The following is an 11,239-nucleotide window of genomic DNA, read 5'->3' as shown; positions in this document are numbered from 1 at the left end:
TGTAATATATGGAGCAATTAAAAAAGAAAATTTGTGATTATATCGAGAGTCATGAAGAGGAAAGTGTAAAATTTTTAAAACGATTAATTCAAGAAAAAAGCGTATCTGGTGATGAAAGTGGTGCGCAGGCGATTGTGATTGAAAAATTACGTGAGCTAGGTTTAGATCTTGATATTTGGGAACCTTCATTTTCTAAAATGAAAGATCATCCTTATTTTGTATCACCGCGTACAAGTTTTTCAGATAGCCCGAACATAGTGGCAACTTTAAAAGGAAGTGGCGACGGGAAATCTATGATATTAAATGGACATATTGATGTCGTACCAGAAGGAGATGTGAATCAGTGGGACCATCACCCTTATAGTGGTGAGCAAATAGGGAATCGTATATATGGTCGTGGAACAACGGATATGAAAGGCGGCAATGTCGCACTGATGCTTGCGATGGAAGCCATTATTGAATCTGGTATCGAATTAAAAGGAGATATTTATTTTCAAAGTGTAATAGAAGAAGAGAGCGGCGGGGCAGGAACATTAGCGACTATATTACGAGGATATAAAGCAGATGGTGTCATTATTCCAGAACCGACAAATATGAAGTTTTTCCCGAAACAACAAGGGTCCATGTGGTTTCGTCTACATGTGAAAGGCAAAGCAGCACACGGTGGTACACGTTATGAAGGAGTAAGTGCAATTGAAAAAAGTATGTTTGTTGTAGATCATTTGAGAAAATTGGAGGAGAAGAGAAATACCCGAATTACAGACCCGTTATTTAAAGGAATCCCGATTCCAATTCCAATTAATATTGGGAAAATTGAAGGAGGGAGCTGGCCAAGTTCTGTTCCTGATTCATTAAATTTAGAAGGAAGATGTGGTATTGCGCCGAATGAGACTATAGAGGCAGCAAAAGAAGAGTTTGAGAATTGGATCGCTGAATTAAATGATGTGGACAATTGGTTTGTTGAAAATCCTGTAGAAGTAGAGTGGTTTGGAGCGAGATGGGTTCCTGGTGAACTAGAAGAAAATCATGAGTTAATTACGACACTAGAGCATAACTTTGTTGAAATCGAAGGGAATAAACCAATTATTGAAGCATCTCCGTGGGGGACTGATGGAGGTTTATTTACACAAATCGCTAACGTACCAACGATAGTATTTGGTCCAGGAGAGACGAAAGTAGCACATTATCCAAACGAATATATAGAAGTTGATAAAATGATAGCTGCCGCAAAAATAATTGCATGTACATTACTAGATTGGTGTGAGGTGAAAAAATGAAATACTATGAATCTTTTAGAGAACAGACGAATGGCTATACAGTTGAAGGTGTTTTAGACTATTTTAATAAACGTATTCGAGTAGACCACTACACAGGAAATATTGAGAGGATTATCCAAACAATTGACGAATTAGCAGAGAAGCATTCTTTCACTAAATGTATTATTAAAGGAAAGGGAGAGCATGTTTCTACATGGCTCTCTTTCGGTTTTTTATTGGAAGCAACAATACCGCATTATTTTCAAGGTCACGATGCATATTTCTTCGTGAAATTTATTAGTGATGAAAGACGAAATAGTATTCATTGGGCTGAGGAAGATACCATTTTAAGCGGTGTTAAAGCAAAAGAAGTAAAGGAAAAAATAGTCCCAGAGAAATTTTTATTAAGAAAAGCGACAGAAGTGGATGCGGAAGAATTAGCAGCTGTCTTTGGAAAAGTATTTGAAGTTTATCCGACGCCTTTAAACGAAGCGAGTTATGTAAAACAAACGATGAAGGAAGACGATACAATATACTATGTGTACGAATTCGAGGGGAAAATAATTAGTACAGCATCTGCAGAAATGAATATAAAAGAAGGAAATGCAGAATTAACAAATTGTGCTACTTTACCCGAATATCGTAAGCATGGGTTTATGAAAAGTTTACTAATTAAGTTAGAAGAAGAACTGCAAGAAAAATCGATTTTCTGCTCCTATACAATTGCTCGATCGCTTTCTTTCGGAATGAATGCGGCCTTTCATCAGTTAGGTTATACGTATACAGGAAGATTGGCGAACAATTGCTACATTTTCGATAAGCTGGAAGATATGAATATATGGGTGAAAGATTTGTCTAAATAGTACGGTATAAAAAATAGAACGGAATCGTCATGCTTATAATCGCATATAGGTATGCCGGAAATTCGGCGTGTGATTGCTGGATTTTCGGCAAAAGGGGGGATGACATTGCTAGCAGTTTCGACACAAGAAGTCATTGAAGCGATTTTGGGCAGTATTGATGAGGCTATACACGCAGTAGATGAAAATGGTATTACAATTTTTTATAATACTGTAGCTGCGAAACACGATGGATCAAAAATTGAAAAAGTGTTAGGTAAACATTTGTTAGAAGCGTTTCCTTCTTTATCTAGGGAAACAAGTACGTTAATGAAAGTGTTAGATACAAAAAAACCAATTGTTCATCAAGTTCAGCATTATCAAAATTTAAATGGGGAAGACATTTGTACAGTAAATACGACGTTACCTATTTTTATAGATGGAAATATTGCTGGAGCTGTTGAAATTGCAAAGGACTATTCTACAGTTCAAAAACTTACGGATACAATTGTAGATTTGCAGTCAAAAATAAAGCGGTCATCTAGAAAAAAAGCAATTAAAAAGCATGTTGCATTTGAGACGATCGTGACGGATGATGCTCGATTTAAACAGACGAAAGAATTAGCACAAAAAGTAGCGCCAACTGATGCAAATGTTTTAATATATGGGGAAACAGGAACAGGGAAAGAGTTATTTGTACAAGCGATTCATGAAGCTTCTAAACGGAAGAACAAGCCATTTATTGCACAAAACTGCGCAGCTTTGCCAGAGTCGTTATTAGAAAGTTTATTATTCGGAACGACGAAAGGTAGCTATACTGGGGCAATTGAACGAGCGGGATTATTTGAACTTGTAGATGGTGGGACATTGTTTTTAGACGAACTGAATTCAATGCCTCTCGATTTACAAGCGAAAATGCTACGTGTATTAGAAGATGGTGTAATTCGTCGAATTGGTGATAATAAGACGAGAAAAGTAGATGTTCGCGTTATTACCGCAATGAATCAGCCACCAGAAGTATGTTTAAGAGAGAATAAAATTCGTACGGATTTATATTATCGATTAAATGTCTTTTCATTATATATTCCGCCGCTACGTGAAAGAACTGAGGATGTATTATTATTAGCGTCTTATTTTTTGAACGAATATAATAAAAGTTATAAAAAAGGTGTACTTCAAATGGATAAGGAAGCGAAAGAAAGACTACAAGCTTATCAATGGCCTGGCAATGTTCGTGAGCTAAAACATACAATTGAACATGCTGTCATTATTGCAGAAAGGGATACACTAACAGCCAATTGTTTACCGCGTACATTTCGGAAAGAGAATCTGCCAAAGAAGAAGAGCATATTGCCACTTAGAGAAGCACTTCATCAAACGGAAAAGGAATTAATAGATCAAGCGTTACTTGAAACGGAAGGCAATATATTACAAGCTGCAAAAATGTTAGGTATCCCTCGCCAAACGCTTCAATATAAATTGAGTAAGTACGACAAAACCGCCGAATAATTGGCGGTTTTTGTGTGTTTGCACCAATAAAAGCGTGTTTACATATATAAAAAGTAATGAATATGATAGTATGTATGGATTTCATATACAGTGCTTACAAATATTTTTTTGTTTATGTAATAGCGTTCTCCGTACATTTACTTATCAATAATGTAGAGTTGGCATAACTATTGCTTATATAAAGGATGAGCGTATAAAAAGGGGGAATAGCAATGTTACATGATGTATACAAACCAAATCGTCACTGGAAGGATATCGAGTTGTGGAAGGATGTTACTGAAGAGCAATGGAATGACTGGGTTTGGCAATTAACGAATACGATCAAAACTTTGGATGACTTAAAGAAAGTGATTAATTTAATACCTGAAGAAGAAGAAGGCGTTAAAATTTCAACAAAAACGATCCCGTTAAATATTACACCGTACTATGCTTGGTTAATGAATCCTGATGACCCACGCTGTCCGATTCGGATGCAATCTGTACCGATCTCGGAAGAGTTATATAAAACAAAATATGATTTAGAAGATCCGCTTCATGAAGATGAAGATTCACCAGTTCCAGGGCTAACACATCGTTATCCAGACCGCGTATTGTTCTTAGTAACGAATCAATGTTCTATGTATTGTCGTTATTGTACGCGCCGTCGTTTTAGTGGACAAATTGGAATGGGTGTGCCGAAGAAACAATTAGATGATGCAATTGGTTACATTCGTGATACACCACAAGTACGAGATGTATTAATTTCTGGTGGTGACGGTCTTCTTATTAACGATAAAATTTTAGAATATGTATTAAAAAATTTACGAGAGATTCCGCATGTCGAGATTATTCGTATCGGAACGAGAGCGCCGGTAGTATTCCCGCAGCGTATTACAGAAAACTTATGTAACATTATTAAAAAATACCATCCAGTATGGTTAAATACACATTTCAATACTTCTATTGAAATTACAGAGGAATCGAAAAAAGCATGTGAAATGCTAGCAAATGCTGGTGTTCCAATCGGAAACCAAGCAGTAATTTTAGCTGGTATTAACGACAGCGTTCCAATTATGAAAAAACTTATGCATGACTTAGTAAAAATCCGTGTACGCCCATACTACATTTATCAATGTGACTTATCTGAAGGTATTGGTCATTTCCGTGCACCAGTATCTAAAGGTCTTGAAATTATTGAAGGTTTACGCGGTCATACATCTGGTTATGCGGTTCCAACATTCGTTGTAGATGCACCAGGAGGCGGCGGAAAAATTGCGCTTCAACCAAACTATTTAATTTCGCAAAGTGCAGATAAAGTTGTGCTTCGTAACTTTGAAGGTGTTATTACAACGTATCCAGAGCCAGAGAGCTATATCCCAGGAAGAGCAGAAGGGTACTTTAAGGAAATCTATCCAAACTACGAAGAAAAACGTTCAGATGTTGGTATCGCAGGTCTTATGAGTGATAAGAAATTTAACCTTGTTCCAGACGACTTACAGCGTATGAGCCGTCGTAAAGACTATGAAGATAATGACACTCATGCATCACTAAAAGATAAACGTGATAAGCGTGATCAACTTAAAGATAAAAAGTATCAATCGCAAATGGCTAAATTAGAAGAAAACGACAAAAAAAATGAGGGTGATGCAGTATGAATTGTATGTGGTGTGACAGTACAGAAGCGAAAGAAAGCTTGAATACTGTATATTGGGAATTACCAGATGGTACGAAAGCCATTGAAATCCAAGAGACACCATGCATTTCTTGTTCCTCATGTGGTATGGACTATCAAGCAGATCAAACAGTGAAAGAAATAGAAGATCAATTGTTTCTAATTTATACGAAAGATTTACCAAAACAACTAACATATGAAGAATTAATGGGAAGACCACGTCTATTAAAAAGAAATTATTTCGACTTTTAACCAGCTTTTATGCTGGTTTTTTTCTTTTTTGCCTTGTATAATGTATCCAAGTTAGAAAGGCAGGGAATATTTTTGAAAAAGACATTTTACCACTATATGATGAAGCATCGTGCAGCTTTATTTAGTAATGAAGTATCGAATTTAGCAGAAGCAATGTATGATGATTTAAGCTTTCCAAAGCAATCTGAAGATTATGATGAAATTAGTTCATACTTAGAGTTAAGTGGATTGCTAGAAAGTATGTCTATATTTGATGAAGCTTGGGATTTATACATACAAGAGAGATAAGAACTATATGAATTTTTTGACGTGAAGCTAGTCTATTTGCTAGCTTTTTTTTACGTTGTAAATAATTTTTTTATACGGTGATATTTTTTATTGAAAAAATTTATGAATATACGCTTCTGTGATAAGCGTTTTTATGTAGGTTGCATATACTGTTATCAAAATCACGACGTCAAAAAAAGGAGAGATATAGATGGCGAGAAAAAAGCAACCTAAATATAACGTAGGGGACATAGTCGTGATTACGCTATATGGAACCGTTGGTAAAATCACAAATATGAAGGTTTTAGATGGAGTTTACGTTTACGAAGTCAATAATCACGATGGGTTTTACGTAGAGCAAACGTTGCAGCACGTTTCAGAGCAAGATATGAAAAAAGGTGAAACTGAGTGGATTGAATTAAACTATAATTTCACATTTGGTGATCTCGTGCAAGTAACAGGATATGATAAAGATGTGTTTCGTATTGTTGGTTTTCGTACAGAAGTATGGAGATATAAAAATGACGCATGGGAAGATACTATATACGAATTGTCACGAATTACGGATGGTGAATGGTTAGAAGCGGATGAATCAGATTTAACGTTACTTGCTAATGCTCAAACGGCAAATGCAATTTTGAAGAAAATGAAACAAGATAAAGCTGGTATGAATAAATTAGATTTAGGGAAATTAAAGTCAATTAACAACTCAAAAAAAGTGAGTGTTAAGACAAATCGTCAAGAGATCATTGATGGATTACTTGATATTTATAACGATTATCAATTGTTATTCGATACATTTAAAGATGAAGAATACAAAATTGTTATGGATGTTGTTCATAATTATTTAGTTAAATTGACAGAGAAAAAATAGTTAACTAGAAAGAGAGAATGAATTGAACAACAACATATGCAGTATAAGGTATGCCTACAATTATTAAAAAAATAAAAAGCCATTTAATAAGAGAGTCTGCCCATTGATCTTCATGCATGAACTCTTCTTTTGTTTGCCCTACTTCTTGTTCTACCTCATATTGGTATTCCATAATTAAATCCCCCTTTTTGATAGCTTGTACTACCATCGTATGCATCTCGTCCAAAGGATATGACCTATAAAAAAAGAAAAACTATTTTTCTAATCTCATATACATAATTTTGAGATTTTTTCATAAAACAGAAATAAAGGAGTGATGCTCATGAAGGAAATTGAGGTCGTAATTGATACGGAAGAGATTGCGGAGTTTTTTTATGAGCAACTAATTGAAAGAGGGTACGTCCCAAAACGAGAAGAAATTGAAGATCTCGCAGATATTACATTCGAGTATTTATTAGAGAAATGTATGATTGATGAAGTTTTTGATGAAGAGGATGAGTGAAAGTAACGGCGGGCTTAACTCGTCGTTTTTTACTCTTTACAAACTTGTCACAAATAAAGTCAGAAATTATTGGTATAATTAAAAGAAAATTTTACTCAAGAGGTGAAGGGATGTTCAAAAAAATTATTGATTCTTTATTAGGTAGGAAAAAAAATCGTTCGTATTCTAGTAGTGATTATCGCCATAGAGGTCGCTCTTATTCAAGTAGCGATTATAAACGACGTTCATCTGGTTATGGGCATCAGCATTATAAAAGAAAACGTAAAAGTCGTAGCTTCTTTTCAAGTAGCTGATGAAATGGCGTCGTATACTAGCTTTATTTGATAGACCACTGCGAAAAAATACAATCGTTGCAGAACGTTATAAAATTGAATCAGTAATTGGAATGGGCAGTTATGGGGTTACATATGTCGTTAATGACTTACAAATAAATAGATATAAAGTCTTAAAACAATTAAGACAGAGTAAACAAAGATATGAGTCTGGTAGAAAATCATTTGAACAAGAGAAAATGATTTTACAAACATTAAATCATCATGCAATTCCTAGTTTATATGATCATTTCGTATGGGAGAAAAAAAGCTTTTTCGTGATGGAATATATGCCTGGTAAAAATTTCGAAGATTATATTTTCTTAGATGGGCATGCATATACAGAACGTGAAGTTTTTAAAATTTTATATGAAATATTAGAAATTGTATCGGTGTTTCATAGTAAAGGTATTATTCACCGAGATTTACGTATTCCGAATATATTAATGAAAGAAAATCGAATTAGTATTATTGATTTTGGTTTGGCTAAATTGAAGGGTGAGGGTGATGAACGAGCTACAACTTATGAAGGTGAACAAGCTATGATGCGAGAAGTTCACTTTCGTAGCGATTTTTATGCGCTTGGTCATTTCTCGTTATTTTTATTATATGCAGGCTATGAATCTAATGAAAAACATGAAAAACCATGGTATGACGAATTAACTTTGGAAAATTATAACCGTGAGATGCTTATGCGAATGTTACAAATAAAAACGCCGTACTATGAGAATGTACAAGATTTAAAAAAAGATATAGCTTTTGCTTTAGAAAGGATGGAGGTTCCATGTTTCAAAAGTTTTTAGCAAGTGTTGGTATTGGTAATGCAAAAGTAGATACAGTTCTTGAAAAAGATGAGTATATTGTTGGAGAAGAAATACTAGGGAAGGTTCATATAACTGGTGGTTCAGTTAGCCAACAAATTGAAAGCATTTACTTAACGTTATCGACGTCGTATGTACGAGAAGTGGATGATAAAAAAGTAACAGCAACATATGATTTAGAGCGAGTTCGTTTAACAGAACCTTTTTCTGTTGAGCCGAATGAAAAAAAAGAAATTCCATTTTCATTTATAATGCCAGTTGAAACGCCGCTTACACTTGGAATGAAAACCGTTTGGGTGCATACAGGTCTTGATATTAAACGCAGTATAGATCCAAGTGATCGTGATTACATTCAAGTGTTGCCTAATGCACTATTAAATAGTGTGTTAGAGAGTGTAAATCAATTAGGTTTTAAAGCGCGCCATATAGAATGTGAAGAATTACCGTATCGATTACGTAAGCAAGTTCCGTTTGCACAAGAATTTGAGTTTGTTCCTGTTTCCGGAGAGTATTATGGGAAATTAGATGAACTAGAATTATTAATCTTACCAAGCGCTTACGATCGCTTAGAAATTATTATGGAAGTAGACAGAAAATCTCGCGGATTAGCAGGTTTATTTGCGGAAGCGCTTGATCTTGACGAGAAAGTGGTTCGCTTTACAGTAACGAACGAAGATATTCCAACAATGCAAGAAAAAATTAACAATTATATTTTTTAATAAACTATGCATAAAAAAGAGATGGAGAGGAAAACTAAAACAACCGCTCCATTTTTTTGCATAGTGAGGTTATGTATGTGAAACGATATCGACATTTATACTTGTTAAGTTTTACGCTACTCATTTGTTTTGTCGTATTATCACTTTCGTATCATACCGCTTGTATTGAGAAATTTGACAATATAGTCGCGCATTTTATTCAAAGCTTTCGAAACGATTACTTGACAGCCTACTTTACTTGGGTGTCTTTTATCGGTTCCAAAAGAATATATTTTCCGTTACTCATCATTCTTGTAATGTATTTTCTCGTTAGAAAAAAGTTGCTTAGTGCATTACTTCTAACAATTAATTATTATGGATCTCGTTATTTAAACAGTATGCTTAAACTATGGTACGAACGAGCAAGACCTGATGTAACGCAGCTTGTTACTGCAACTGGATATAGTTTTCCGAGCGGTCATACGATGAATGCTACTGCTTTTTTAGGATTTATTGCATACGTCACAATTACAGAAGAACGTATTACATTGCATAAAAAATTGTTGATTATTTTTATAGCGAGCTTTGTTGTATTATCTATTTCAGTTAGCCGAATATATCTTGGCGTTCACTATCCATCTGACATATTAGCAGGATGGGCAGCTGGCGGTAGCTGGCTCGTTTTATGTGTTATATTTCATAAAGCGTTCATTAAAAAAGAACCTATGTCATAATAGGTTCTTTTTCCATTGGTTCAACATGAATGTGTGCATGGTAAATGCCAAACTTTTTCCGGAGCATAGCCTCGATGTTATCAGTAATACAATGACTTTCACCAACATCCATACGAGCATCTACTTCGATTGTAATATCAACGTACGTTTGATTCCCGTACATACGAGCGCGAATGTCTACGATGTTTTCCACGCCACCAATATGTTCAATAGCACCAGCATACTCTTCCATCTTATCTGGATCGATTCCATCCGTTAACATATGAGAAGCTTCTACGAAAATCTCCCATGCAGTTTTACAAATAATAAGGCCGACAATTAAAGCGGCAATAGGATCTAAAATAGGCATTTGGAATTGCGAACCGACAATACCTACTACTGTACCGATACTTACGAGAGCATCTGATAAATTATCCTTTGCAGCGGCTTCTAATGATTTACTTTTTGTTCGTGCTGCAATCTTTTTCGTATATAAATATACAAAGTACATAACGACAGCAGAAAATAAGGCTACCCATGCAGCAAGTACATTAGGCGCTGCTTGTTTCGGATTAAAAAAAGATTGAATGGCGCTAATAACAACTTCTAAACCGACCGTTGCCATAATAAAAGAAGCAACAAGTGATGCAATTTGTTCTGCGCGCGAATGCCCATAAGGATGATCTGGATCACGAGGTTTACGAGAGATTTTTAGACCAATTAATATCGCTAAAGAAGCACCGATATCCGTTAAGTTATTTAAACCGTCAGCACGTAATGCGCTAGAGAGGGTAATATAACTGATGATGATTTTCATAGAGGATAAAAATATGTAGGCCATAATGCTGACAATCGCACCTTTATCAGCTTCTTTATGAGAAAGAGTATCCATTTTAATCACTCACCTTTCTACAAGGAATTTCTTTCTATAAATAGAGTACCAAACGAAACTCGTGTGGGTCTATACAAACATTGTTGACGTTTTTTAGGTTTTTAAGAAGGGGATAACAAAGTTTCGTGAAGGAAAAATATGTTGTAAAGTGCAAAGTTAGGGTGTGAAATTAATTGGGATTGTTTTACAATTAAAGGGTAGGAGGGTAAGAGGATGAAAAAACTAATATTTTTCTTACTATGTATTGTTCTTATAATGATTGGGTGTAATTCATCAAATAACGAAAATGTGAAGGAACATAATATTTCTAAAGTATCCATATCTACTTTTAATGGATACGGTGGATTAAATGAAAATTATTTTCTAAACATGGAAGACAAACAAATAATCAATGGAATTAATAATATGTTTAATGGCATGAAAAAACAAAAGAAAAGAGGCGAAACACCACAATACGATATACTAATTACATATGAAAATAGTGATACGAAGGGTATCCATTTATACCTCGGAGATGAAGGGGAAAGGAGTGTAATTATGTACATTGGTCATGAAGAAACTGTATACTACACTTCTGAAGAAATGACGAAACAACTACGAAAGATAATTGTGAAAAAAGATTAAAACCCTCTAGAAATTATTTTTCAGAGGGTT

At 34.8% G+C, this 11,239-nt stretch carries 15 protein-coding genes; 13 read left to right on the top strand and 2 right to left on the bottom strand.

The features are described from left to right. Window positions 1-8: 8 nt before the first annotated feature. The 7 genes from QEP67_RS16525 (at window position 9) to QEP67_RS16495 (ending at window position 6,648) form a co-directional block, all read left to right on the top strand. Entirely contained in the window at window positions 9-1,277 is a 1,269-nt protein-coding gene (locus tag QEP67_RS16525) for a peptidase (protein WP_048563106.1), read from the top strand. After that, a complete protein-coding gene (gene ablB, locus QEP67_RS16520; RefSeq protein WP_000878612.1) occupies window positions 1,274-2,119 on the top strand; it encodes a putative beta-lysine N-acetyltransferase in 846 nt (281 codons plus the stop codon). The genes QEP67_RS16525 and ablB overlap by 4 nt, the downstream gene beginning before the upstream one ends. Window positions 2,120-2,218: 99 nt before the next feature. Continuing rightward, window positions 2,219-3,604 carry an arginine utilization transcriptional regulator RocR gene (gene rocR, locus QEP67_RS16515; protein ID WP_080349946.1) on the top strand — a complete coding sequence of 462 codons (1,386 nt, stop codon included), beginning with the start codon at window positions 2,219-2,221 and terminating at the stop codon, window positions 3,602-3,604. 212 nt (window positions 3,605-3,816) lie between these two features. Continuing rightward, a complete protein-coding gene (gene ablA, locus QEP67_RS16510; protein ID WP_000902132.1) occupies window positions 3,817-5,238 on the top strand; it encodes a lysine 2,3-aminomutase in 1,422 nt (473 codons plus the stop codon). Then, window positions 5,235-5,507, top strand: a complete 273-nt coding sequence (locus tag QEP67_RS16505) for a YokU family protein (RefSeq protein ID WP_000995761.1) — start codon at window positions 5,235-5,237, stop codon at window positions 5,505-5,507. The genes ablA and QEP67_RS16505 overlap by 4 nt, the downstream gene beginning before the upstream one ends. A gap of 72 nt (window positions 5,508-5,579) precedes the next feature. After that, on the top strand, window positions 5,580-5,795 hold the full coding sequence (locus tag QEP67_RS16500; RefSeq protein ID WP_000750728.1) for a YozE family protein: 216 nt from the start codon (window positions 5,580-5,582) through the stop codon (window positions 5,793-5,795). Between the two features lie 190 nt (window positions 5,796-5,985). Then, window positions 5,986-6,648, top strand: a complete 663-nt coding sequence (locus QEP67_RS16495; protein WP_000101496.1) for a hypothetical protein — start codon at window positions 5,986-5,988, stop codon at window positions 6,646-6,648. 4 nt (window positions 6,649-6,652) lie between these two features. Here QEP67_RS16495 and QEP67_RS16490 read toward each other — a convergent pair whose 3' ends face one another. Continuing rightward, complete coding sequence (locus tag QEP67_RS16490) at window positions 6,653-6,820, bottom strand: DUF3930 family protein (protein WP_000456535.1); 168 nt, start codon at window positions 6,818-6,820, stop codon at window positions 6,653-6,655. A gap of 150 nt (window positions 6,821-6,970) precedes the next feature. On the opposite strand from QEP67_RS16490, the gene QEP67_RS16485 reads away from it, so the two are divergent. The 5 genes from QEP67_RS16485 to QEP67_RS16465 all read left to right on the top strand — a co-directional run bounded on the left by QEP67_RS16485 (window position 6,971) and on the right by QEP67_RS16465 (window position 9,714). Further along, complete coding sequence (locus QEP67_RS16485) at window positions 6,971-7,150, top strand: YozD family protein (RefSeq protein WP_000658451.1); 180 nt, start codon at window positions 6,971-6,973, stop codon at window positions 7,148-7,150. A gap of 110 nt (window positions 7,151-7,260) precedes the next feature. Further along, a complete protein-coding gene (locus QEP67_RS16480; RefSeq protein ID WP_000473373.1) occupies window positions 7,261-7,443 on the top strand; it encodes a hypothetical protein in 183 nt (60 codons plus the stop codon). Further along, complete coding sequence (locus QEP67_RS16475; protein WP_000872030.1) at window positions 7,443-8,264, top strand: serine/threonine-protein kinase; 822 nt, start codon at window positions 7,443-7,445, stop codon at window positions 8,262-8,264. The genes QEP67_RS16480 and QEP67_RS16475 overlap by 1 nt, the downstream gene beginning before the upstream one ends. Then, window positions 8,246-9,001 (top strand): sporulation protein, encoded by a 756-nt coding sequence (locus QEP67_RS16470; RefSeq protein ID WP_048563103.1) that lies wholly within the window; start codon window positions 8,246-8,248, stop codon window positions 8,999-9,001. Before QEP67_RS16475 ends, QEP67_RS16470 begins: the two co-directional genes overlap by 19 nt. A 77-nt stretch (window positions 9,002-9,078) precedes the next feature. Then, complete coding sequence (locus tag QEP67_RS16465; RefSeq protein WP_000833364.1) at window positions 9,079-9,714, top strand: phosphatase PAP2 family protein; 636 nt, start codon at window positions 9,079-9,081, stop codon at window positions 9,712-9,714. Here the strand turns inward: QEP67_RS16465 and QEP67_RS16460 are convergent. Continuing rightward, window positions 9,704-10,585, bottom strand: a complete 882-nt coding sequence (locus QEP67_RS16460; protein WP_000380378.1) for a cation diffusion facilitator family transporter — start codon at window positions 10,583-10,585, stop codon at window positions 9,704-9,706. The two genes, QEP67_RS16465 and QEP67_RS16460, sit on opposite strands and share 11 nt — an antisense overlap. 213 nt (window positions 10,586-10,798) lie before the next feature. Between QEP67_RS16460 and QEP67_RS16455 the strand changes: the two genes are divergently transcribed. Beyond that, the gene (locus QEP67_RS16455; RefSeq protein WP_000733264.1) at window positions 10,799-11,209 is read left to right on the top strand and encodes a hypothetical protein; all 411 of its coding nucleotides are present in this window, start codon (window positions 10,799-10,801) and stop codon (window positions 11,207-11,209) included. Window positions 11,210-11,239: the final 30 nt, after the last annotated feature.

This window comes from Bacillus cereus group sp. MS39, from assembly GCF_040448665.1.
Taxonomy (GTDB): Bacteria; Bacillota; Bacilli; order Bacillales; family Bacillaceae_G; genus Bacillus_A; species Bacillus_A wiedmannii.
This window is presented reverse-complemented; position numbering and strand designations above follow the sequence as displayed.

What these genes read in the sequence shown, in the direction of transcription:
- QEP67_RS16455 (WP_000733264.1), top strand. Translation starts at nt 10,799, where the DNA reads ATGAAAAAACTAATATTTTTCTTACTATGTATTGTTCTTATAATGATT.
- QEP67_RS16495 (WP_000101496.1), top strand. Translation starts at nt 5,986, where the DNA reads ATGGCGAGAAAAAAGCAACCTAAATATAACGTAGGGGACATAGTCGTG.
- rocR (WP_080349946.1), top strand. Translation starts at nt 2,219, where the DNA reads ATGACATTGCTAGCAGTTTCGACACAAGAAGTCATTGAAGCGATTTTG.
- QEP67_RS16475 (WP_000872030.1), top strand. Translation starts at nt 7,443, where the DNA reads ATGAAATGGCGTCGTATACTAGCTTTATTTGATAGACCACTGCGAAAA.
- QEP67_RS16485 (WP_000658451.1), top strand. Translation starts at nt 6,971, where the DNA reads ATGAAGGAAATTGAGGTCGTAATTGATACGGAAGAGATTGCGGAGTTT.
- QEP67_RS16525 (WP_048563106.1), top strand. Translation starts at nt 9, where the DNA reads ATGGAGCAATTAAAAAAGAAAATTTGTGATTATATCGAGAGTCATGAA.
- QEP67_RS16505 (WP_000995761.1), top strand. Translation starts at nt 5,235, where the DNA reads ATGAATTGTATGTGGTGTGACAGTACAGAAGCGAAAGAAAGCTTGAAT.
- QEP67_RS16490 (WP_000456535.1), bottom strand. Translation starts at nt 6,820, where the DNA reads ATGGAATACCAATATGAGGTAGAACAAGAAGTAGGGCAAACAAAAGAA.
- QEP67_RS16480 (WP_000473373.1), top strand. Translation starts at nt 7,261, where the DNA reads ATGTTCAAAAAAATTATTGATTCTTTATTAGGTAGGAAAAAAAATCGT.
- ablA (WP_000902132.1), top strand. Translation starts at nt 3,817, where the DNA reads ATGTTACATGATGTATACAAACCAAATCGTCACTGGAAGGATATCGAG.
- ablB (WP_000878612.1), top strand. Translation starts at nt 1,274, where the DNA reads ATGAAATACTATGAATCTTTTAGAGAACAGACGAATGGCTATACAGTT.
- QEP67_RS16470 (WP_048563103.1), top strand. Translation starts at nt 8,246, where the DNA reads ATGTTTCAAAAGTTTTTAGCAAGTGTTGGTATTGGTAATGCAAAAGTA.
- QEP67_RS16460 (WP_000380378.1), bottom strand. Translation starts at nt 10,585, where the DNA reads ATGGATACTCTTTCTCATAAAGAAGCTGATAAAGGTGCGATTGTCAGC.